We start from the raw sequence: 23,314 nt of genomic DNA, 5'->3' as shown, positions 1-23,314 counted from the left end.
TTTCTACTGAGCCGCCGCAGCGGCGACTTCCTGCGTAATTTCATTTCCGCCGAGCTTGTTCCATTGCTGTACGAAATCGTCGAATTTCTCTACAGGCATATCGCCGATGACGATTTTGATGAGCGTCTCGTTCTCCAGCTTCTCCAGCGTTGCCCACTTCGTTTCCATCGTTGCCGTTCTGCCGAAGAAAACCGGGTCCACCTTCGTTAACCCATCGGAGAAGGTCAGCGCTTCTCCATCGTATCTGGCTGTCGCTTCAGCCCAGACGGTGGGGTCTGCGCCGGGATTTTCAAGGTTTTTCTTATAAGCTTCATACATCGCTTTGAAATCGTGGCGAAGATTGGCATCGCTGCCGGTATCGATCGCTTCCTTCAAGCTGGTGTACGTTCTGTGCACCGCATCTTCATAATCGACCTGCAATTGAATCGGCCAGTACCCGTCGGTCCCCTGGTTTTTCAGAATCATATCCAGCGCATCGGGATCAAGGCCGTATCTGGCTTGATTTTGCACATTCAAAAACTTGATGGCGGCTTCCGGATGAGCGAACTTTTTGCTGACGACCAAGAACAGATTGTTCGGATTTTGGGTGTACACGCGCAGCTTTCCATTCTCATCCAATGGAGCCAGAAACGGCTTCCAGTCCGCCTTCGGATCGTTCTTGAGCGCATCCGATAGCGGCCAATACGGTCCCCACCACGGGCCGAACACGAGTCCGACTTTGCCTGAAGCAATTATCGCGCCGGCGTCTTCGCCTGGCTTGCGTACAGCAAACTGTTTGTCAATGATGCCGTCCTTGTACAGCTTGCTGACTTCCGTCAGCGCCGCTTTCATCTCAGGCGCGGTAGAACCATAGATGACATGGCCTGACTGATCCTTGATCCACTGCCGCGGATAGGCGCCATATAGACTGAAAATCGTGTCCAGCCCGTGAAAAGTATTGTAGTAGCCTGCGATACCGGGATCGGCAAGCAGTCCGAGAGTATCAGCCTTATTGTTGCCGTCAGGGTCTTGACTGATGAATGCCTGGGCAATGCCGACGACATCCGTCAGCGTTTGCGGAGGCTGCAATTGCAGTTTGTTCAGCCAATCCTGTCTTACCCAGAGCAAATTGTGCTGCCCGCCTACTTGCGTGCCCGGCAACGCCATCAGTTTGCCGTCGAAGGTTGCCGCATTCATGATCCGCCCGTTGTAAGAGGCATATTGCTCCTTCAACAGCGGGGATGCCGTCTGCTCATAGATTTTGCTCAAATCCGCGATGAGGTCAGATTCCACTAGTTGATTCAGCGTCTTTTGATCAACGACGAGCACATCCGGAATATCTCCGCCAGCCAACGAAATAGCGACTTTCTGTTGATAGGCGGACGCATCAATTTCCCAGGCCGGCTCTACCTTGACATTTACTTTGTTCAGAATAAAACGGGTAAACACGTTATCTACAGGCGTATCCCCTTGCGGCAGCTTGGAGTAATCGCCTTTCGTCAGCCCCATCGTAAACGTGACCGGCTCTTCATATTTACCGAACGGTTCGAAATTCGGACTCGGCACCACATTAACGGCAGTTTGCGTTTCAATAGCGGCTGCCGTCGGAGTCGAGGCTGGTGTCGTGCTTGCCTTACCTTCATTTCCAGTGCTTGCGCAACCGGACAATAGCCCTGTCAGCAACGCGCCTGCAAGTAACCATTTGCTTGACCTGAATTTCACTTCAGCGCCCCCTTGAATAATGTGTCTTTCAAAGCACTTTCAGTATAGATAATTCACAAGCAGAGCGAATATCTGAACATTTCGCGATTTCTATGAATATTTCCGGCTAAATGCCAAAACCGCCAGAGTCACATCTGATGGTCCCCCGACAAATCGCAGAACAGGTTGCACAAAATAGCGAGAAGCCCTCCCTTATGCGAAAAAGACCATCCCATGCCGGGAGGGCCTTCATCTTTATATCGCTTGTTCCTGCTCCTCGAACAATCGTATTTGTAAGATCACTTAGCTAAGTCCGTTGAAGAGAACTTCCGCTCTTTCATTCCGCTTTGGCAGGCGTTTCAAATACGAATCAGGCCCGTTGTTCTGTCGGAACGACATCCAGCGGTTTCTCGTATTGCTCCTTTCTCCTCCACTCGCTGGTGCTGACGATGACTGCGCCCGTCGGAATCTGACCGCTCTCGTCGAAAAGCAGCAGCGTATTGTTCGGCTGAAACCAGCACTCGGGTAAGTAATAGTCTTGCTGAGGCGGCACATTCCAATATCTCCCTACATTGTGTCCATTGAAAAAAATTTGTCCCTTCCAGCCATGGTTTAATCGCAAATAGGCCGGGCCTGTTCTTGGCCATTCGCTGAAATCGGCACGGTACCACGCCGGAAATCCATCTCCTGTATGATCAACCGCCAATGTTGATTGCGGTTCTAGCCATGGTGAGAACGACCATTTGGCCTGCGTCGTCAGGGCGTCCGCCAATACATAAACCTTCAGCGAATCCAAGGCGTCGCCATTCGCTTCTCCCCAGAGCAGTATTTCAATCCGGTTGTGATTGTCCAAGAGAGAGGCCGGAATGAGAACATCCCCAAACCCCCTTCCCGGATTCTCATAAAATCCGATGAACGTTCCATTGCATTTAACCATAACAGGATGTTCAACAGTAAACATCAGTTGTACCGGTTGAGGTGTTGCCAGGTCCAAAGTATACTCCGCAACACTGAGACGCATGAGTTCCAGTTCGGGAATGCGGTGATTCTGATTCAAATGACCCGGCATTTCGGGAATCCAACTTCGGTCGAATACCCCCTCCCGCCACTCTGGTCCCTCCATAGTGATCTCATGGGATTCGAACAAATGATTCACGATCCCTTTCGGCTCGCCTATTTTCCAACTGTGCGTCATTCTGCCCAGATTGTCCGCGAGCGCCACAATCGTATTCGCACCTTTCTGAAGCTGCAGGGGAATCCCTTCCAGCGTTGCGCCTTCGCCATAACCCCAGACGCCGACCGCTTGTCCGTTCGCATAGAGTATTATCCGATCTTCGCTATGGGGAAGACGAACATTCAGTTTGCGTGGGCTCTCTGTTTCAAACTCTATTTTATACCAACCATAACCGTACAAAATGTTCAGTTCTGTCAATCCGGTCGGGCCTTCAATCGGCATCCATTCAGCGGCATTGCCGAACGGTTCCGAGCATCGCTCGATGCACTTCCATTCGTCAAGTGTCAACAGAAGTTCGGATTTGTCTGGCCGCTCACCGATTACATGCCGCAACAAGCTTCCATCAGCCCGAATCTCGGAGTAGCTTATTATGCCGGCGCCCAAACGAATATCGTTGTAGTCTGCTCCGACATAAGCAGCGCCAACGATCAGAGAACCGTCCAACCACCAAGTATGCTCGGCAAGCTCCGTAGAAAGAATGATTACCGTCAAATCGTCGATGCGATGAATCTCTGGAACGTCTCCCGAAGGCACCACGTCTCTGAATTCCGTCCCGTTAATGCAGACAACCGTGTCCCATTCTGGAGGTCCATGAAGAACCAGCATGTTGGGAAACCATCCGAACGGCATAAGATTAGTGTAATTCAGATATGCAGAATCCGTCAGTTGCAGCCCGTATGGAACGATCACCGCTCCGTAGGGCTCCAATGATACAAGCAGGGCGGTCCCGTCAGGCATCGAGACCCCGATTTCCTTCGCATCGTCCCTCTCGCCCCTGGTCGCCGTAATCCATCCCCCGCCGCCGCCCTTTATCGGCAAAACGGTAATACCTTCCTGGACAGTTACTTCCTCGGGATGAATCCGCTTATCGGCAAAAAAAGCACCCATGGAGCTTGCCAGTGTCGTAACCAGTTTTGTGCCATAATACTTCGGCGTTAGTTCTCCGCCTTCGGCCAACGGGGAGTCCATGTCATAGCTTGTTATGATGTGAAAGAACGGTTCATATTGAAGGCGCCCGCCCCAGAAAGCGAAATTTGTCCCTCCATGCCACATATAATATGTGTTTTGTGAGCCGCAGCCGAGAATCTCGATCGATTTTCGAACAACATCCCTAACCGGCTTGGTGACGTGCCCGCGCCCCCAACTGTCCAATCCCCCCGACCAGAATTCCGTTACTAAGAGTGGAGCATGCGGCTGATGCCGTCGCATGTAGAGAAGATCTCCGATCGGATCGTCCCACGTGTTAACACATTCGATCGTTCCCGTTGGTTCGCTGTCCACAAACCGGTTGCAGTTGATGATCGGGATCCGGAATCCCGCTTCCCTGAACGCTTGATCAATATCGTGAAAATAAGACAATCTGCCGGGAATTTCCGGCATATGATGTTCGTTCTCGTTCTGGATCAGAATGATGTTGCCGCCGCGAGTCGCGTCCAGCGCAGCGAGGGGCGGCAGGGCGCGCGCAAAGTACCTTTTATAATAGATAGAGTACGTCGGTTCGTTCGTCCGGTAAAGAATGCCTTCCTTGGAGGAAAGCCAGGCCGGATATCCGCCGAAATCCCATTCCGAGCAGATGTATGGCCCTGGCCGCAAAATAATATACAAACCAAGCTCACCGGCCAGTCGTATAAAGGCTTCGACATCCAAATCCCCGCTGAAATCAAATTCGCCCTCAGAAGTTTCGTGCATGTTCCACGGCATATATGTGGATACACAATTCAAGCCCGCTCTCTTGGCCTTCAGCAGCCGGTCTTTCCACAGAGCCGCCGGAGTGCGAAAATAATGCATTTCCCCGCAAGCCAACCAAATGCGTTTTCCATCAATTATATAGCTGGTATCGTCATAAACAACTTCGTGTTTGTTTCCCTTAGACATCCTTGGTTTCCCCCAGTCTCAATCAAACAGCCCTTCCCAAGTGACAGTGACATTTGACGATGCATCATCCATCTACGAACGTAAAAGTCCTACTGTGCAAGCTTTATGCGGTGCAATGGCTATGTAATACCCATCATCCCTTGGTTTCACATAACCAGGATTAAAGTATTCTTTCTCGTAAAGCGAATATTCCTTGATTTCCTTTATATTGAGAGTACCTTTAACCGCAAACTGAGAGTTGCCTGTCGTACCCGTTTCCAGATTTCCCAACAGTATAGTAATTTCTTTATTTTCGTATCGCCAGTATAGAAAGCATATAGGCCTTTGCCAATCATCATTCACCCATTTGATTTCCTCCGCTCCCCAGCCAAACTGACCAAAGGATTCTGACACCGCAGAATAGGTTTGCGGACTTCCTATAGATTTGGGAGTAAGATGCAATTCTTGAGGTGTACCCCACTCAGGAGTTTCCCAGATCAAGCACGGCTTATCCTTATGTTTCGCCAATACCGCTCCTCCCAGACATTTAATCAATGAAACCCAGCTCTCATTTTCTTTCATAGAACGCTGATGTTGATTGATCTGTAATCCATATGTGCCAATCATTCGTCCTAGGGATTCCTCAACAGTTGCAGCTGATGGCAAATCACAAGTTATTATCTCTTCTTCTATCTCTAACGAGAGAGCCTCTCTTAAACTCTCACCCAGTAATCCAGCCTGTCCGGTGAATAGTATGGGATTACCCGCGTTCATTTTCTTTAGCAGCACAGCACCTAAAGTATCATCTATGCAAGCAGGTGCCGGGAAAATATAGGCATCTGCTTCCACTCCATCAAGCCATTCGCTCCTTGTGATGGATAGAACGGGAATTCCATATTTCTGCAGCATGGAAACCCAGTCGTCCATTTCTTCCCCCCGGCTGTATTTCTCCGGCTGATTCATTAGATGCTGCAATCCTTTACGATGATAGACCAGACAAGGACCACCAGGTACAGGATTTCTCAACAAATCTGCAGCACTTTCGTTCATCGTAGTGCAAAGATACTGGATCGTATCGTCGGGAATCATTTCATGCCCTCGATTCATCCACGAGATATAGCAGCCTGCAGAAAGTGCCGATCTCTTGCCTGACAACCTCAAGGTTGCATGACTATATGCCCATATTTCCCATGCGACCTTGCTTGGGTATTGGTGTATACTATCCCACGGTTCCCATGCATCGAAGGTTTCAATGAGAAACATATGTTTACAAGGAGTATTAGCCAACATAGCCAAATTCACCAGCAGGTTTGAAAGCTGAAAGCTGTATCCCATGGAGTGCGCGGGCCAGTAATCCTGCCAAGCGGAAGCCCAGGTCTGGGTGATCCACAGATCCAAATATCCAGAATTAGCAACTTGTTCCAGATCGAAGCCATGCGAACGCCATTCTTCCATCGAAGAGGTTCCCGAATCATACCCGATAATAATAAATCCAGGTAATTGCGATTTAATTCTGGCAAATAGGTCGATGAAAGAAGTATTCAAATCCTGAATATCTTCAGGTTTCATATAGCGATTACGATTACCTCTACTATATGCAGGCGTAAAAACTGAATCTCTTAGTATCACTGCATCAATCCCAGTATTCCTGCACATATCACAAAGCTTATCCGCAAAATACTCTCCAAAGGTAGGTTCCTCTAATTTACATACCGTTTCATTGGTCGGAACAAGAACCTTGGAGCCAAAGTAGAATATCCCATACCGTTCACGGTCGATTTCCGGGTGTTCATAAAACCATTTGCCCTCAATGTTATAATGTGCTCTCTCCTTAACTTCCTCCGTTCGTCCACTCCAACCCTCACAGGTCAATTCCGCATTGTAAGTCATGGTCTCGCCGCCAAGAAGAATTAATCCTACGTTGAATTGGGAGATGTTTCTTAATGAAGCCTCTCTTTTTACAGCCGCAATCAATTCCTTTATTCTATAATAGGTCCAAGGTTCATAAGTGGGGGACTGACAAGTAGCCACACAATCATCCAATCTGCCATTCCAATACAGGACTGAATCGTAAAGCCAGCCTACGCATAAGGATAACCCTTTCCTAGCGTCAGGTTCCCTGGTCCATAATGGTGTTAACCTGTCAAACAACTCCTTCACCTTATCATCGATCTCGCCGCCTTGAAACCAATACAAATCCATCTCCGTCCAACATTCATTGTTCATTTTCTCTATCCCCCTTCGGTGTATCCATCATGTCTCTCATTTCAACTCATTTCCAATCCTTGCAGGTGCGTATTTTGACATGAATAGTCCTCATACTCAAGCACTACCTTCAAAGGATAAAATTTGTCCATGCACCTTCACATTTGTTAAGTGAATCCGCCCGATTCCATCAGGCAGTTGAGGTTTGAACAACGGCTTGCCCTGCTCCAGGGTCAACCCGCACATACCGAAGACCACGGCTTGAGCGAATGCAAACGCACTCCGATCAATGGGCTGCTCCCAATGACTGTAAGCGGGCTTCGAAGCCCAGATGCTCTGCGGCCAGTATGGATAAGCATCTGCCCACCATAATAACCGTCGCATGACGTCCCAGCCCAGATCAGCCTCGCCAAGACGGAATAATGTTTCCGCACTATTGGCCGGATCACCGACATAACACCCTGCCCCGCTCCAATCTACATCCCCCGTATCGTAGTGAAGCGCATCGGACTTGGATATGCTGTGAACGCCGTATTGCGAAAGAAACTCTCGTTCATTAAGCCTTGATATGATGCGTCTGATTTGGTCCGATGATAAAATTCCGGTATCGATAATATCGAAAATTTGTATAGAATAAACCTGTTCGCGTGTTCCATTGGGATATATGCTATCCATCCAGCCATCCTGCTCGTTCCATAAATTCAGTTGCACCGCAGCTGTTGTTTCCGACGCCTTTCTCCGATAAATTTCTGCTCTTGGCGCATCGACAGTCTCCAAGAGCTCTGCAAGCCTTTGATAGGTAACGACTCTCTCGGAATTTGGGCTGGGAACAATATGCTCATAACCTTTTGACCGCATCTCCAATAAGTGGTGATGGTCGCCGAAATCTAGCAGACCAGGTATCGGCTCTTCGAAACAAGCCTCGAACCGATCAAGTGAATTGGCCAATCGCTCGACAAAGGCTACCCCGTTCTCATCAACCTCCGATAGAAGCGACACATCTTCCGTCCACCGCACATATTCCACCACCGCCTGCACAAGCGAGAACCCATTATAGCTATAAAAAGGGCCTACCCCTTGACCGCTGATTGGCTCAAAAGCATAGTGAGCTTCGATACCCATGTTTAAATGCGCGCGCAGCGTAGGTTTCCAATCGCTGCCGAGTGACAGCGCCAGCAGCTTGGACGCATAGGCCTCGCCCCATAAATAGTTGCACAATGCGCCTCCATTTAATCCCGCCTCCGCAATATGCGGCCTGACAGCCAAATGCGGACTGTCCCATATACACAGAAACAACGTCAACGCGGCGTGCCTGTAGGCCTTTACCAAGCCGCTATGATCCGCTTCCAGATGAGGCATGCTCCGCCAAAAATCGTGCCATGATTGCTCCCGCAATTGCAAGGTATACTCTACATGCTCGAATAAGCAGTGGCTATCGGGCAATGCATTCGAATCTGTATTTTGCCCATCATGCGTCAATGAATGGTTCGGGATACTGAGTCGAACTTGCAACACAAAAGAAACATCGCCTTCCGCTTCGCAACTCCAATCCATTCCATCTCCAATCAGGCGAACAGATTTGCTTTCCCGATCATTTGGAGCAGGCCCGCCCGGGCTGCTGGAAGACCATAATGTTTCCAGCCTAACCCCTCCGCCTTCATATAATCCAGGCACTTGCGGTTGAAGCTGAAGCTCATCCGAAGGTGCGCCCCATGCCCATTCAGATGGTTTAGCTAGCTTAGCACAACATTTTGTCCAGTTGATGCGAACACTCCCGCTGAGAGGGGACGTAAGTCTGTTAGTCAACTTAACCCTCAGCAGCACTGAATCATCCGTCACACTGGGAACAAGCAATGTTTCAAGCATAAAGCTGACCAATTGCCCTTCTGCGTCCGTATGGTGAAAGTGACCCTTCCGCTGAATGAAACTGGGATGCCAGATTTCTTCTTGCAAAAGCAGTTGACGCGGTATACCATGTCCGGTCAATGCTGAATCGCTAATGGTAATCTCCTTGTCCGGCAGTTCAAATTGGAGACTAAACGCGAGCTCACCTGCGGAGATTGGCGGACAGAAGATTCTTCCTACACCAGTCACTGATTGTGGAAGATAACCGCAGGCTACTCTACCGCTCCCTACACGCACATGATCATTCTTATGCGCTATTCGATTGATATCTCTGGCGAAATCACTTAGTGTAACCATCCATCCTCTGCCCCCTAATTCCTTCTCGAGCCCAGTGAACAAACATTTAAAAACTTAAGTTTGAAAGATGGGCACGTTGCCTTCCAGATCTCCACGTTATAAGTATAGCAGCGAAGCCGCACGAGACAGGTCAGAATAACCTCTACTCCTACGTAGAATTACATCTCCTGGTCAAGGGGCTTTATCAGGTGCTAAACTTGCTCCCTCTATTAACATGCTGGTACTATTTTATTAACATCGTGGCTCTCACTTATTATCTCAACGACTCTATTGCACCGAAATATTCACACGATCCAGTTGATCCTTCAATCTATTCTGACACCGGAAGATATCTGGTTCGTTGGGTTGGAGACGAAGATAAAGCCGTTCGCCTAGGCTCCCTGCCTTGGAGCAAGGGGTTCTCATTAGTGGAGACGCGCCAGTTTACTTGCAAAGTGGCTTTTCAAAACCGAATTTGGCGTGGGTCAAAGATTCATCTGTTTTAATTTTTACATACTAAAAGACCCTCCACTATAGAAGGGTCATCATGATTTGTTATGGTGGAGATTAGTAGGGTCGAACCGCTGACCTTGCAAACCATGCAAGTGCTCTTCCAGTCGATTTTATTTCCATTGTGAACCTCCATGTTTGCTTTCAATACTCGGCAAAAATTGAATCCGCTCCACGTCTCGACAATTGGAAAATATACTTAGAAAAGGATCACTTCGTTCACTATAATCGCGTAAAAGTCCGCCACCATTTGAATTACGAATATCAGATAGGTTAAGTACCCTAACATATTCCCACCCATAATGACTCATTAACCTCATTAACCTCATTATTGTATCCGATACGATAAAGCGCCCTTTTATGTGATACTGTCTTTTAAGGGTCTTTGCCGGTATAAACATCACATCACCTCAGAAAAAGATAAGTCATAGAAAAAAGAATCCATTGTCTGGACTGTTTTATTTTGCATGATCCTTCAATCAATATGTAAAAGCCAATTCAGATCAATCTGAAAATGCTTTCTGAGCTGAATTAATGTATCCGCAAATGGTTTCGTTTTATCTTGTTCAATTTCACTTAATCTACCTTGAGATATTCCAATCCTCTCAGAGAACTCAACTTGGCTCATTTTGTGTTTTTTCCGTATTTTTTTTTATCTTACTCCGATTGTCTCCATGGGTTTACCTCACTTATAAAAATGGTCGTCCTGAATAATAATCTTCAGGACGACCCAAGGTGATTTGCTTTTTCAACTAATTAGCCATTAGAAACCAACTCTAATGTAAAGGAACTGACTTTGTTGTAAAGACACCAACTATAATGTCTAGGCACTATCTTTAATGTCACTGAACAACTACAGAAATAGCCGACGCCAACCTACTCCACAGTAACGCTCTTAGCCAGATTCCTTGGCTTATCCACGTCATGCCCAAGCGCTAACGAGGCATAGTACGATAGCAGTTGCAGCGGCACCACGGACAAAGCCGGAGTCAGCAGCGGCAAAGTCCGCGGGATCGCAAACTGGCGATCGACCGACTTCGCGACTTCAACCTCATGCCCTTCGTTGATAATGCCAAGAACGTCGGCTCCGCGAGCTTTCGTTTCTTTAATGTTGCTAAGCATTTTCTCGTAGAGGTCCTCTTGCGTGAGGAGCGCGATGACCGGAGTTCCTTCCTCGATCAATGCCAGCGTACCGTGCTTCAACTCACCCGCGGCATACGCCTCGGAGTGGATATACGAAATCTCCTTCAACTTCAATGAACCTTCCATCGCAACCGCGTAATCGATACCCCTGCCGATAAAGAACAAGCTGCTATGATGAGAGATCGACTCCGCAACTTCCTTGATCACTTCGGATTGAGCAAGAATGTGTTCCACCTGCTCCGGCAAAGACTGCATCGCGGAGAGCACATGAGCGACTGTCTCATCATCCTGCGAGCCGATAGTCTGTGCCCAGTACAAGCCGAACAGGAAGAAAGCAATTAGCTGCGAAGAGTAAGCTTTGGTGGAAGCCACCGCAATCTCCGGTCCAGCCAGCGTGATGATCACATCATCGGCTTCACGGGCAACGGAGCTGCCTACCACGTTGGTGATTGCCAGCACCCAGGCACCGCAGCGTTGTGCTTCACGAAGCGCCGCCAGAGTATCCGCCGTTTCCCCTGATTGGCTTACGACGATAACTAATGTTTCCGGCGTAATGATCGGCGAACGATAGCGATACTCCGACGCTACATCCGTTTCCACCGGAATACGTACCAAGTTCTCGATGACATTCTTACCGACTAAACCAGCATGCAAAGCAGTCCCGCACGCCACGATATGAACGCGGTTGACCCCCCGCAATTGCTCCGCAGTAATCTTAAGCTCCGGCAACGCTACGGAACGTCCGTCTTCGCTGATCCGGCCTAGCATCGTATCACGGTAAGCTTTCGGCTGCTCATGAACTTCCTTGAGCATAAAGTGGTCGTAACCGCCCTTTTCCGCAGTCATCAAATCCCAATCGACATGGAAAATTTCCTTAGTAATAAAGTTGCCTTCAATCGTCAGCAACTCAACGCCGTCCCGCGTCAATACTGCCATTTCCCCATCGTTAAGGATGTAAATATCTCGCGTATGCTCGAGGATAGCCGGGATGTCCGACGCGATATACTTCTCCCCGTCGCCGACTCCGATTATGAGCGGGCTCGCATAACGTACCGCCACCAAACGATCCGGCTCATACTCCGTCAACACGCCAAGCGCGAACGCTCCGCGCATTTTCTTAACCGCGCGCTGAACGGCCCTGACAATATCCCCGTCATATTCGACAGAGATCAGATGTGAGATCACTTCCGTATCCGTCTCCGACAAGAAGCGATGCCCTTGGTGCATAAGCTCTTCCTTGAGCTCCAGGTAGTTCTCGATAATCCCGTTGTGCACGACGGAAAATTTCAACGAATTGTCCGTATGCGGATGGGAGTTGACGTCCGACGGTTTGCCGTGGGTAGCCCAACGTGTATGCCCGATTCCGACCGTCCCGCGCAGAGGATCCCCGCTCAGCCTATTTTCCAAATTAACCAACCGGCCGACTGTTTTCGTTACTTCCAAGCCGTGCTCCGTATAGACGGCAATGCCCGCCGAGTCATACCCGCGGTATTCCAGCTTCTTAAGCCCTTCCAACAATATGGGCTGCGACTCTCTAAACCCGATATATCCAACGATTCCGCACATATTTATATAAGCCTCCGTTTTGGGTTCTCATGATTAACTCCGAGAGCCCGCAACCAAGCCGAACAAGCGTCACAGCCGTAATCAAATAAGGGGTTTCCGCTCTCCCCCAACATCCCACGACATGCCCGCCCACGCGACCGGTTACAGGTCGTCGTCGGACATCTCTAAATGGTATCTCACTTCAAAACATCCGTATTCACCGTTATCGGAATTTTGTACGCCCGGTTGCCCAAGCGGTTTGTGTTCCGATTGTCGACTTCGATGATAAGCCGGGAGGTCCCCGCCGAATATTCCGAACACCTCCACCTCGTCAACTTGCCGCCCGCACAAGCAACACCATCGAAGTTTTCCGCTCGGATCAGCTTTCCCGTTCCTGATCCTCGCCCTTCGATCATACCCTATGCTTCGACAAGTTCTGGCGCTTTTCTTGCCTTTTCCCCTCTACCCTGCCCTTCCATTCCAGAATCTATACCTTATCTTATTCGTTTTGAAAATGGCTTGCAACCATTACGGGATTATTTCCTCGGAAATGACAATATTCGCAAAAAAAAGCGCCGCAACGACGGTCTTTCCCGTCCCGACGGCACTCCCCATTCTCTGCTTAAACCAATTCAGAGCGAACGACTTCGACAATCGCCGCCACGTGACGCTCGATCTCTTCCCGCTCCGGCCCTTCGGCCATAACGCGGATCAACGCTTCCGTGCCCGAAGGCCGCACCAATACGCGCCCATTGTCGCCTAACGCTTCTTCCGCCGTAGCTACCGCCTCCGCGATTGCCACATTGCCTGGATAACGCGATTTATCCGCTACGCGCACATTCACCAATACCTGCGGGTATTTGCGCATCATTCGCTTCAGTTCGCCAAGCTTACGCCCGGAACCGACCACGGTGTCCACTAACTGCAAGCCTGTCAATATTCCATCGCCTGTCGTGCTATGATCAAGGAAAATGACGTGTCCGGACTGTTCCCCGCCCAGATTGTATCCGCCATTGACCATCTCTTCCATCACGTAACGATCGCCGACAGCCGTCTTTGCCGTCCGCAAGCCTAGCTTCTCCGCAGCCTTGAAGAACCCAATGTTGGCCATTACGGTAGTCACAACCGTATCGTGCGCTAACCGCCCGGAGCGCCTCAACGCATCCCCGCAAATACAAAGAATAAAGTCGCCATCCACTTCCTCGCCGTTCTCGTCGATCGCGATCAACCGATCCGCGTCTCCATCGAAGGCAAGTCCAAGATCCGCCCCATGCTCCTTCACTTTCGCAGCAAGCATCTCCGGATGCGTCGAGCCGACACCTTCGTTGATGTTCAATCCATTCGGCTCCGCTCCATAAGCGATGACCTCGGCTCCAAGCGCGCGAAACACTTCCGGGGCCAACTCATAGGCCGAACCGTGCGCGCAGTCCAATACCAATTTAACGCCGGCGAAAGAGTTCTCGACCGTCGTCTTCAAATATTCAATATACTGAGTTTTCGCCCCATAGTTCGTCGTGACGGATCCGATGCCCCCGCCGACCGGGCGAGGAAGCGTATCTTTCGGTGCATCCATCAAACGTTCAATTTCCGCCTCCGTCTCGTCCAGAAGCTTAAATCCATCCCCGCCGAAAAATTTAATCCCGTTATCTTCAACCGGATTGTGCGATGCGGATATCATGACCCCGGCATCCGCGCCCCAAATCCGAGTTAGGTAGGCAACCGCAGGCGTACTTACGACGCCAAGACGAACGACATCGGCTCCGATGGATAAAAGGCCTGCCGTCAATGCGCTTTCCAGCATTGGCCCGGATATCCGAGTATCGCAGCCTATCAGAACCTTCGGTCGCTCCGAGCGCCCAGCCAACACTACGCCGCCGCAACGACCGATTTTGTAAGCCAATTCCGGCGTTAACTCCTGATTAGCGATTCCTCGCACGCCGTCTGTTCCGAAATATTTTCCCATAGGTAACTTCCTGCTCCTTCATCCTGTGCTTCCTCGATCTTGATCGATAGCATAGTATAGCATTCATAACATTCTTATTGTGGTGGTGGAGCTTGCCCGTCGCCTGAATCATCGACGACACCTCCGGCCCCGGCCCCAGCCCCAGCCCCAGCGCCATCCCCCTCGGGAACGGCACTCGCCGGAACATCTGCCGTAATCTCGACGGTAACGCTGCTCGTTCCCCCGGCTTGTTCCATGAAGCGCTCCAGATTAACGACGAGCGGTACCGTATAAGTGCCAGGCCCCCTGCCGCTGAGATCAACAACCACTCCCACATCGCCCGGCTTCAGCCGATCCAATATCGCGGGTGCCCCTTTGATCGTAATATCCGCCTTGCCTGTTGATGGATCGATTATTTTCACGGTCAATCCATCGCCAAGCCCGCTCCAAGTGATCGGCAATCCCTCAAGCGACCTCGTTCCCGACAACAACACTTCGATATTAATATCAATTTGCTTCGGCGAAATTTCAATGATCGGCGCAACGATTTTGAGCGGTATCGACACTTTCCCGGAATTTTTAAGATCATCCAATTGAACGTCGACTTCGATAAACTCAATCTTATCCAGCGCTTCCTGCGGACCGTACACCGTCACTTGTTCAACATCCGCCTTAAAGGACGCGATGCTTAGTCCGGTCGGCATATGCCCCATTAGCTTGAACTGCAATGGAACGGTTTTGAACGGATTCGTGATCGGGACTTCCACCTCTACGACGGCAGGGTCGATAATCGCGTTCTCGATGATATTTCCTTTATTATCGTAGACTGCAAGTTTAACGCTTTGACTCTTGAGTGTTTGCTTATCCCCGTCGATGGAAATCGTTGCGCCCACTCGCTCGACCTTGGCCAATTCGTTCTTAGGCAAAGTAACATGAACGCGGTTGCTCGGTTTAATGATCGGCGTACCGACTTTATAACCTTTGGCCGGATTGCCCTCCGTACGAATATCGACTTCGAACTCCTTGATCTGCAGCGCCTCGATTTCAACCGTTACCGTTGCTGGAGTCATCTCCACCAACTGAATGCCACGCGGCAAGTTCTCATCTAAATTCAGTGTATGCTTCCCTTCGCCCACTGTTCGCAAATCCACTTGAATACGATAGTCTTTGGTTGCGGCGGCGAGCAGATCGCTTCGGGTCCCTCTTACTTTAAGCTTAACCGTCTTCGGCTCCATGCCGAGCAGAACGTAGTTTCTCTCGTCCAGTCCGTAAGGCTGAATGTTGACGGCATCGATCACCCTTGTTTCGAGCAAGGAAGCTACGTTGTTAGGCGACGATTCAGCAGGATCAAAGTGCACGACCGCCCACATGAGAATGCCGAGTGCGAGCGCAACTAACTTCGCGGCAGTCGGGTGATTTAACCATTTATCCACGGCTGCCACCTTCTTTCCGCTTCCAGAAAGCTTTCCACTCCGTGGCCTTCGCTTTGAATTGCGGACGCAATTCCTCGAACAACTTGGAAATAAGCGACTCTTCCTTAATATCGCGCACGATTTGACCGTTAATAGCCAGCGATACTTGTCCCGTTTCTTCAGAGACGACTACCGAAATCGCATCGCATACTTCAGTGACGCCGATAGCCGCCCGATGGCGAGTCCCCAACTCTTTGCTGATAAAAGGGTTCTCCGATAACGGCAAGTAACAGCCTGCAGCCATGATCTGATTACCCCGGATAATCACCGCCCCGTCATGCAGCGGGGTGTTAGGTATAAATACGTTGCTGAGTAGCTCCGAGCTAAGCTTGGACTCCATCTTAATACCCGATTCGATGTAATCGTTTAGCCCGGTATAACGCTCAAACACAATTAACGCCCCGATTTTTCGACGCGCTAAATAATTAACAGACTTAATGACCTCATTGATCTGATGGCTTACATCCTGCTCTTCCGGCGAGGAACGCGTAAACAGCTTCCCTCGTCCTAACTGCTCCAGAGCCCTTCTAAGCTCCGGTTGGAAAATAATCAGAACCGTAACTACGCCGAAGGTGAACATCTGGTTCATGAGCCACTTCAGCGTGTACAAGTTAAGCCAAGTGCTCAAAGCCCATGTAATAACAAGCAGGAAGATACCCCGGAGCAATTGAACTGCCCGAGTGCCCCGTACCATGATGATTAATCTGTAAATGATGTAGCTCACGATAAGCACATCGACGATATCTTTAATGGAATTCTTAAGTGTCAGCCCGGCAAAATAGTCCAAGACGCGACCCCCCCGTCCCGGCGCTGGATTAGTTGCGACGAATATTGTCGGAATTGTACGTAGTTTCTATCTTAATATCTTTCTCTACTCTTGCCAAGAAATCCTGTCTTTTACGCAAAAAAAACCTCTCTTTGACCCAGAGAGGTTCATTTACTCGATTCGGCACGCACGAGAGGTGTCCCGAAAATTGTCGAACCCTATCAGGACCCGTAAGCCAGCGTTCCGAACCAAGAGCTAACCTTATACCACATCCAATCGACAGCTCTGTCGATCGTCTTGATCTCGCCCGCAATATGGGCGGTAGAAGCCAATGGAGAAACGTTGCCATCAATGACTGTCAAATTCCCATCCAGGTCGCCAAGCACCTGTACGTCTCCGTTAACGACGGTCAAATCGCCGGAAAACTTCTGGCCTTCAGGAACGATAACCTTGTTGCCTTCAATGACGACATGTTCCAAATCCGGGCCCGTAACGGAAAGCTCCTGATCCTGATTCCACATGGCCACGAAGCTAGACAGCATGACGACCATGAATATCGCGGCCGCGGATACCGCCGGATGACGACGAACCCATGAGGTCCAAGCAGCCGGACGCCGCGGACTAGGCAGCGACTTCATAATGCGATCGGCTAAATGTTCAGGGGCTTTTTCTATAGGTAGAGTTCTTACGAACGCATCGGTGCGTTCCAACGATTCATAACGGGCATAACACGACGGACATTGACCCAGATGCTCCTGCAACTGTTTCGCCTCTTCGCGCGCCAAGTCTCCATCCAGATAATCATGCATGAACACGACGGCGACGTTACACTTCATATCAGCCATCCCTTTCCTTAACGGAGATAAACTCCGTAAACGATGCTTATATACAGTACGTGTGACAGTGCGGCCCGGTTTCAATTTTTTATAAGGCTTACAGCTTATGCTCCAACTTCTTGCGCAGAAATTCCCGTCCGCGATGGACTCGGGTTTTCACTGTCGTAACCGGCATATCGAGCACATCGGATATTTCTTGAAGCGATAAGTCTTGCAAATACCGTAAGATCATAACGGATTTGTATTTCACGGGCAACGTCGCGATCGCCTCGTGTATAAGCCTTTGCGTCTCCGAAAGAAGCAGTTCGCTTTCCGGCGTTCGATCATCGCTAGGAAGCATCGCATATCCGTCCAAGCCCTCGTGATCCGACGATTCCGCATCCAGCGAATAAATCGCCCGTCTTTTTCTTAGACGGTCTATACTTAAATTCGTTGCGATCCTATAAATCCAAGTGGAGAACTTCTGGTTCTCGTCATACCTATCCAAGTTCTTATATACCCTGAGAAAGGCTTCCTGTACGACATCTTCGGCTTCCTGGCGGTTTCCCGTCATCCGGTAAGCGAGGTGATACAGCTTGTCTTTATATAGATCCACGATCTCCGCGAAAGCACGCTGATCGCCTTTAAGGGCTAATCGTGCCAAACGCGTCTCCAATGGCTTCAAAGTTACTCCTCACCTTCCTTTGCCGGTTGTGACGGTGTGCGTCGTTTTCCACTGCGCCGCCATGATGCCTGCAATAATTAATCCGCTGCCTGCCGCCTGCCATGCCGATAGAGGTTCGCCTAATAGGACGTATACGCCTATTATTGCTGCCGGCAGTTCCATTGAACCAAGCAAAGCCGCTAAACCGCTGCCTATCTTGGGTATTCCATAATTAAAACAGAAAAAAGGAAACGCCGTTCCCAGAAATCCGAGTAACAATCCCCAACCGATCAATGAGCCTTCGATAGCACCGCCGAAAGTCATCGGAACCTGCAGCACAATAACAAAAACGAGTGAAGCGGTCGACATGATTGCCGATTTGGCAATCGGGTCCAATTGGCTGGGCAGAAACCCAGTCAGGAAAAAAAACAAACTGTAAGTCACTGCGGACAACAACCCGTACAGCACGCCCAAACCGTCCACTCGGCTGAAATCCTGCTCTAGAAGCCCTACGGCAAGAACCGTTCCAACGACAATGAAAGCGACAGCTATCCATTCTTGCCGTGATGGCCATTTCCGCTTGCGAATGCTTTCTAGCAGAATCGTAATCCACGTAAATTGAAAAAGCAAGACAATCCCTAAAGAACCGTCTAAACGTGCCAATGCTTCATTGTACAATATGGTCGTCAGCGACAGTCCCACGATCCCGATGATAGCAAGCTTAAGCCACGCTCTCCAAGTACCAGTAAGAGAAGGCTTTCCCTTTCGTAATCGAGTGACTCCTAGAGTAAGCCATAGCATAACCGCACCCGATAATACTTGGTTTAAGGTTAATTGGTTCACGCTCCAACCGTCGGCCAAAGCGAGCTTATAAATTGCCGTAAGCAAGCCATAGCTCGTGGAACCCAGAAGTACGAGTACAATCGCTAACAGGCGGTTGGTTCTATTCATTGTTGACCTGCTTTCTTGTACAAAAGGACCCGGGTCGCGACCCGGGCCCCCATCGATTCGTCTCTCTAATGTTGCCTCAGCCCGTATTACGCAGGCCGGCGGCAATTCCGTTAATCGTGATAAGCACTTCGCGCAGCAGCTCCGCGTCGTCCTCGTTGTTAGCTCGCAGGCTGCGTAACTCTGTTAGCAATTGAACCTGCATATAGCTTAGAGGATCAACGTACGGATTGCGTAAGCGAATCGACTCTTGGATAACCGGAACATTGTCGAGGATGTCCTCTTGGCCGGTAATCGTTAGAATCATCTCTTTCGTTGTCGCGTATTCTTCTTCGATTTGCGTGAAAATCCGTTCCTTGATCGTATCATCCTCAATCATGGCTGCATATTGACGGGCGATGATGAGATCCGCCTTGCCAAGCGCCATCTGCAGGTTATCGACGAGAGAACGGAAAAAGGAATATTCGCGATACATCGTGCGAAGGGTTTCCAGACGTCCGGCATTCCCGTTCACGTACGACTTGAACGCCGTTCCCGCCGCATACCATGCCGGGAGCAAATAACGGCTTTGCGTCCAAGCGAATACCCATGGAATCGCCCTTAAATCCTCAAACCGATCGCTTCCTTTGCGTTTGGAAGGGCGGGAGCCGATATTCAGCTCGCCGACTTCCGGAAGCGGCGTAGATTCCTTGAAGAACGTCATGAAGTCCGGATCGCGGAAAATCAAATCCTGATATTTGGTTTGCGCATCGACGGAAATTCCGCGCATGATGCCTTCCCATTGAGTCTCGATCGATTGTTCTTGAGCAGGATTGCGCGATAAGTAAGCTCCCGTTATTAATGCACCCGTCGCCTGCTCTAAGCTTCGATAAGCGATCCCCTTCATCGAGTAACGGGAGGACAACACTTCCCCTTGCTCGGTTATCTTGATTCCCCCACCGATCGTGTGCGGCGGCTGCGCGAGGATGCTGCGGTTAAGCGGCATTCCGCCCCGACCGAGCGCTCCTCCGCGGCCATGGAAAAATTTCAAGCGTACGTTATGCGCTTTGGCTGTCCGCGTCAGGTCATTAAGGGCTACGCGCAGTTCCCAGTTGGCCGTAACCATTCCGCCGTCTTTATTGCTGTCGGAATAACCGAGCATAATCTCGTGCAAGTCGCCCATAGCGGATAGGCATTCACGGTAGATCGGCAGGTTAAACAAGGTTTCCATAATGGCTGGCGCTTCGTGTAAGTCATCGATCGTCTCGAATAGCGGCGCAGCCTGAAGCGTGCTCGTGATCGTACCGTCTTCATTGCGACGGAACAAACCTGCTTCCTTGGCGAACACCATGACCTCTAGAAGATCGCTCGCTCCTTGCGTCATGCTGATCAAGTAACTCGTGATACAGCCTGTTCCAAATTCCTGTTGCGCCTTATAAATCGTATGGTATACATCCAAGCACTCCTTGCTGGAGTCGCTTAGCACTATTGATTCATTGAGCAGCTGCTTCCCATTTCCAAGCAAACCGTGCAATAGCTCGATTTTCTCTTGTTCAGCCAGCGCTGCATAGTTATCCGATACTCCTGCTTTCGCAAGCAACTCCGTCATCGCATTCTCGTGCTCTTTGCTATGCTGACGCACATCCAAGGCCGCGAGATGGAAACCGAACAACTCCACTTGGCGGATAAATTTCTTCAAATGGGAATTCGCCACGAAATCCGCAAAGTGATGACGCAAGCTGCGGTCGATAAGCTCGATGTCCGCTATTAGATCCGCTACCGTATGGTAACGTTGCTTCGTTCCCTTGTACTTGTCTTCCCTCATGTTCTGCAGCTTCTGCAGCATGTATCTTAACTTAATGCGATAAGGTTCCTTCTCATTCGTCCAAGGCTCCACCGTTCGCAGTTCCACATTGGCGTTATCCTCGCGTATGGAATCGAGAAGTTCATTCGTTACTTCTACGATTGTCGTGCTGAAGCTCATCTGGCGACTTAGCGCGCGAATGATATTCTCATACTTATAGATAACGAGGTTACGCTGCATATTGAGCGTTATCCAAGTAACGTCAGCTGTTACGGATGGGTTACCGTCGCGGTCCCCGCCAATCCAAGATCCGAAACGCAAATAAGTGGGCACATGCCACTGTTGTTGTTGCGGATAGAACTTCTGCAGGCAGCGCTCAAGCTCCTCGTATACGTCAGGAAGAACTTCAAACAACGTTTCATGGAAAAAATACATCCCGTTGCGAACTTCATCGATAACGGTAGGCTTGCGGTCGCGCAGCTCATCGGTCTGCCACAGGGTTAACACTTCGTTTAGCAGCTTCTCGCGAAGCTTTTCCCGTTCACGGTAAGTAAGCGACGGATTATCCAATTCCATAACCTCGTCCGCAATCCGTTTATGAATGTCGAGTACGTCACGCCGCGTTGCTTCCGTTGGATGGGCCGTCATTACAAGCTCAAGGGAAATATCGGAAAGCATGTCCCGAACTTCATCAGCGGACAGCTTCTTTTCCTTAAGGCTTTGCACCACGCTCTCGATAGAGCCTGGCTGCACAGCTTCCCCGGTCGAACGTTCATAGTCGCGTTTACGACGAATCCGGTGATTTTGCTCGGCAATATTGACCAATTGAAAATAAATGGCGAAAGCCCGAATGACCTGGTGTCTGATTTCAGGCTCCAAGGTTTTAATGGTGTTAATAAATCCTTCGTACAATTCCGGCAAAAACTCCGCACGCAACGCTTTGCTCATCTCGCGAATTTTCTCAACTTGTTCCAGCAATTCCCGACCACCCTGATGCACGAGCACTTCTCCCAGAATGTTACCTAGAAAGCGCACATCTCTACGCAGCAGATGATTGGACGTAGAACGTTGGCTTGCAGCCAATTCCGTCATCTCTTTCACCCCAAACCCTACATTTCAAGTAAAATGGCTTCCCAATCCTAAAGATGGGGATAAACATTTGTACCGAGCGATCAGATGAAGTAAGCCGATAAGGCTTAAGGTATATGATCGTTCAACAAAAAAGCCCTTCCTGTTATCATACTACATTGATCGTCGAAAATCTCCTTTTAATTCAGCCGCCCATTTAGAAATCTTTGGTTTTCAACAAAAAAAGCCCTACAATAGTAAGGCTTCCGATTACGAATATGGGATGAGATGGTCGGGACGACACGATTCGAACATGCGACCCCCTGGTCCCAAACCAGGTGCTCTACCAAGCTGAGCTACGTCCCGACAATATGAAGATTATGACTTCTTAAAAAAAAGCCCTTTTGAGAAGGCTTAAGAAAATGATTATGGAGCGGGTGATGGGAATCGAACCCACGCTATCAGCTTGGAAGGCTGAAGTTCTACCATTGAACTACACCCGCATGAAGAAAATAGATGGTCGGGACGACACGATTCGAACATGCGACCCCCTGGTCCCAAACCAGGTGCTCTACCAAGCTGAGCTACGTCCCGACATTACAAGTATGCTTTTGTAAAAATGGCGCGCCCTGAGAGATTCGAACTCCCGGCCTTTTGATTCGTAGTCAAACGCTCTATCCAGCTGAGCTAAGGGCGCAAATATGGAGCGGAAAACGGGGCTCGAACCCGCGACCTTCTCGTTGGCAACGAGATGCTCTACCACTGAGCTATTTCCGCATTCCTGTGGTAATAATGGTGCGCGTAGAGGGACTTGAACCCCCACGGTCGCCCGCCAGATCCTAAGTCTGGTGCGTCTGCCAATTCCGCCATACGCGCATGAGATAAAAAGTAATCCACGTTGAAGGTGGTGAGCCATGAAGGACTCGAACCTTCGACACCCTGATTAAAAGTCAGGTGCTCTACCAGCTGAGCTAATGGCTCAAAATATGGCTGGGGATCAAGGATTCGAACCTTGGATGACGGAGTCAAAGTCCGTTGCCTTACCGCTTGGCTAATCCCCAACGGTAAGCCAATCTTAAAGAATATGGTGGAGGCTGACGGGATCGAACCGCCGACCCTCTGCTTGTAAGGCAGATGCTCTCCCAGCTGAGCTAAGCCTCCGAATACTTGGTGACCCCTAGGGGATTCGAACCCCTGTTACCTCCGTGAAAGGGAGGTGTCTTAACCGCTTGACCAAGGGGCCGTGAATGGGTTAGGAAGTGGAGCTCTCAACCGGGATCGAACCGGTGACCTCATCCTTACCATGGATGCACTCTACCTACTGAGCTATGAGAGCATGGCCCCTATACCTATCACAGCAGACATACAATTAATCCAGCCTGGCAACGTCCTACTCTCCCAGGACCCTGCGGTCCAAGTACCATTGGCGCTGGAGGGCTTAACGGTCGTGTTCGAGATGGGTACGCGTGGAACCCCTCCGCCATTATTACCAGACCAGATCAAC

At 49.9% G+C, this 23,314-nt stretch carries 14 protein-coding genes, 11 tRNA genes and 1 rRNA gene; all 26 read right to left on the bottom strand.

Annotated features, from left to right (window positions below):
- Positions 1-3: 3 nt before the first annotated feature.
- The 26 genes from K7P76_RS28390 to rrf all read right to left on the bottom strand — a co-directional run bounded on the left by K7P76_RS28390 (position 4) and on the right by rrf (position 23,304).
- On the bottom strand, positions 4-1,701 hold the full coding sequence (locus tag K7P76_RS28390; RefSeq protein ID WP_232189446.1) for an extracellular solute-binding protein: 1,698 nt from the start codon (positions 1,699-1,701) through the stop codon (positions 4-6).
- 349 nt (positions 1,702-2,050) lie between these two features.
- Complete coding sequence (locus tag K7P76_RS28385) at positions 2,051-4,789, bottom strand: beta-galactosidase (RefSeq protein ID WP_232189445.1); 2,739 nt, start codon at positions 4,787-4,789, stop codon at positions 2,051-2,053.
- 72 nt (positions 4,790-4,861) lie between these two features.
- Entirely contained in the window at positions 4,862-6,994 is a 2,133-nt protein-coding gene (locus K7P76_RS28380; RefSeq protein ID WP_232189444.1) for a hypothetical protein, read from the bottom strand.
- 96 nt (positions 6,995-7,090) lie between these two features.
- Positions 7,091-9,175, bottom strand: coding sequence for a glucosidase family protein (locus tag K7P76_RS28375; protein WP_232189443.1), 2,085 nt, complete (start codon positions 9,173-9,175; stop codon positions 7,091-7,093).
- Between the two features lie 964 nt (positions 9,176-10,139).
- Positions 10,140-10,310, bottom strand: a complete 171-nt coding sequence (locus K7P76_RS33805) for a helix-turn-helix domain-containing protein (RefSeq protein WP_373692542.1) — start codon at positions 10,308-10,310, stop codon at positions 10,140-10,142.
- A 230-nt stretch (positions 10,311-10,540) separates the two neighbouring features.
- Positions 10,541-12,373 (bottom strand): glutamine--fructose-6-phosphate transaminase (isomerizing), encoded by a 1,833-nt coding sequence (glmS, locus tag K7P76_RS28370; protein ID WP_232189442.1) that lies wholly within the window; start codon positions 12,371-12,373, stop codon positions 10,541-10,543.
- Positions 12,374-12,549: 176 nt separating this feature from the next.
- Complete coding sequence (locus K7P76_RS28365) at positions 12,550-12,768, bottom strand: hypothetical protein (protein WP_232189441.1); 219 nt, start codon at positions 12,766-12,768, stop codon at positions 12,550-12,552.
- 206 nt (positions 12,769-12,974) lie between these two features.
- Positions 12,975-14,315 carry a phosphoglucosamine mutase gene (gene glmM, locus K7P76_RS28360; protein ID WP_232189440.1) on the bottom strand — a complete coding sequence of 447 codons (1,341 nt, stop codon included), beginning with the start codon at positions 14,313-14,315 and terminating at the stop codon, positions 12,975-12,977.
- A gap of 74 nt (positions 14,316-14,389) precedes the next feature.
- On the bottom strand, positions 14,390-15,727 hold the full coding sequence (locus K7P76_RS28355) for a CdaR family protein (protein ID WP_232189439.1): 1,338 nt from the start codon (positions 15,725-15,727) through the stop codon (positions 14,390-14,392).
- Positions 15,720-16,553, bottom strand: a complete 834-nt coding sequence (gene cdaA / locus K7P76_RS28350; RefSeq protein ID WP_232189438.1) for a diadenylate cyclase CdaA — start codon at positions 16,551-16,553, stop codon at positions 15,720-15,722. The genes K7P76_RS28355 and cdaA overlap by 8 nt, the downstream gene beginning before the upstream one ends.
- 200 nt (positions 16,554-16,753) lie before the next feature.
- Entirely contained in the window at positions 16,754-17,368 is a 615-nt protein-coding gene (locus K7P76_RS28345; protein WP_232189437.1) for a zf-HC2 domain-containing protein, read from the bottom strand.
- A gap of 97 nt (positions 17,369-17,465) precedes the next feature.
- On the bottom strand, positions 17,466-18,032 hold the full coding sequence (sigW, locus tag K7P76_RS28340) for an RNA polymerase sigma factor SigW (RefSeq protein WP_232189436.1): 567 nt from the start codon (positions 18,030-18,032) through the stop codon (positions 17,466-17,468).
- 9 nt (positions 18,033-18,041) lie between these two features.
- Complete coding sequence (locus K7P76_RS28335) at positions 18,042-18,962, bottom strand: EamA family transporter (RefSeq protein WP_232189435.1); 921 nt, start codon at positions 18,960-18,962, stop codon at positions 18,042-18,044.
- 76 nt (positions 18,963-19,038) lie between these two features.
- Entirely contained in the window at positions 19,039-21,834 is a 2,796-nt protein-coding gene (gene ppc, locus K7P76_RS28330; protein WP_232189434.1) for a phosphoenolpyruvate carboxylase, read from the bottom strand.
- Positions 21,835-22,099: 265 nt separating this feature from the next.
- Positions 22,100-22,176, bottom strand: a tRNA-Pro gene (locus tag K7P76_RS28325).
- Between the two features lie 63 nt (positions 22,177-22,239).
- Positions 22,240-22,313, bottom strand: a tRNA-Gly gene (locus tag K7P76_RS28320).
- Positions 22,314-22,327: 14 nt separating this feature from the next.
- Positions 22,328-22,404, bottom strand: a tRNA-Pro gene (locus K7P76_RS28315).
- Positions 22,405-22,430: 26 nt separating this feature from the next.
- A tRNA-Arg gene (locus tag K7P76_RS28310) sits at positions 22,431-22,507 on the bottom strand.
- 5 nt (positions 22,508-22,512) lie between these two features.
- Positions 22,513-22,587 (bottom strand) — tRNA-Gly (locus K7P76_RS28305).
- 16 nt (positions 22,588-22,603) lie between these two features.
- A tRNA-Leu gene (locus tag K7P76_RS28300) sits at positions 22,604-22,686 on the bottom strand.
- A 29-nt stretch (positions 22,687-22,715) separates the two neighbouring features.
- Positions 22,716-22,791: transfer RNA gene (locus K7P76_RS28295), tRNA-Lys, on the bottom strand.
- Between the two features lie 6 nt (positions 22,792-22,797).
- A tRNA-Gln gene (locus K7P76_RS28290) sits at positions 22,798-22,871 on the bottom strand.
- A gap of 24 nt (positions 22,872-22,895) precedes the next feature.
- Positions 22,896-22,971, bottom strand: a tRNA-Val gene (locus tag K7P76_RS28285).
- 7 nt (positions 22,972-22,978) lie between these two features.
- A tRNA-Glu gene (locus K7P76_RS28280) sits at positions 22,979-23,053 on the bottom strand.
- Positions 23,054-23,070: 17 nt separating this feature from the next.
- A tRNA-Thr gene (locus K7P76_RS28275) sits at positions 23,071-23,146 on the bottom strand.
- A gap of 41 nt (positions 23,147-23,187) precedes the next feature.
- Positions 23,188-23,304 (bottom strand): 5S ribosomal RNA (rrf, locus tag K7P76_RS28270).
- Positions 23,305-23,314: the final 10 nt, after the last annotated feature.

It is taken from the genome of Cohnella silvisoli (assembly GCF_021190915.1).
Classification (GTDB): Bacteria; Bacillota; Bacilli; order Paenibacillales; family Paenibacillaceae; genus Cohnella; species Cohnella silvisoli.
This window is presented reverse-complemented; position numbering and strand designations above follow the sequence as displayed.

Bases quoted from the DNA above. Each gene is read 5' to 3' on its own strand.
- K7P76_RS28380 (WP_232189444.1), bottom strand. From the start codon at position 6,994: ATGAACAATGAATGTTGGACGGAGATGGATTTGTATTGGTTTCAAGGC.
- ppc (WP_232189434.1), bottom strand. From the start codon at position 21,834: ATGACGGAATTGGCTGCAAGCCAACGTTCTACGTCCAATCATCTGCTG.
- K7P76_RS28335 (WP_232189435.1), bottom strand. From the start codon at position 18,962: ATGAATAGAACCAACCGCCTGTTAGCGATTGTACTCGTACTTCTGGGT.
- K7P76_RS28385 (WP_232189445.1), bottom strand. From the start codon at position 4,789: ATGTCTAAGGGAAACAAACACGAAGTTGTTTATGACGATACCAGCTAT.
- K7P76_RS28345 (WP_232189437.1), bottom strand. From the start codon at position 17,368: ATGAAGTGTAACGTCGCCGTCGTGTTCATGCATGATTATCTGGATGGA.
- K7P76_RS28375 (WP_232189443.1), bottom strand. From the start codon at position 9,175: ATGGTTACACTAAGTGATTTCGCCAGAGATATCAATCGAATAGCGCAT.
- K7P76_RS28365 (WP_232189441.1), bottom strand. From the start codon at position 12,768: ATGATCGAAGGGCGAGGATCAGGAACGGGAAAGCTGATCCGAGCGGAA.
- glmM (WP_232189440.1), bottom strand. From the start codon at position 14,315: ATGGGAAAATATTTCGGAACAGACGGCGTGCGAGGAATCGCTAATCAG.
- glmS (WP_232189442.1), bottom strand. From the start codon at position 12,373: ATGTGCGGAATCGTTGGATATATCGGGTTTAGAGAGTCGCAGCCCATA.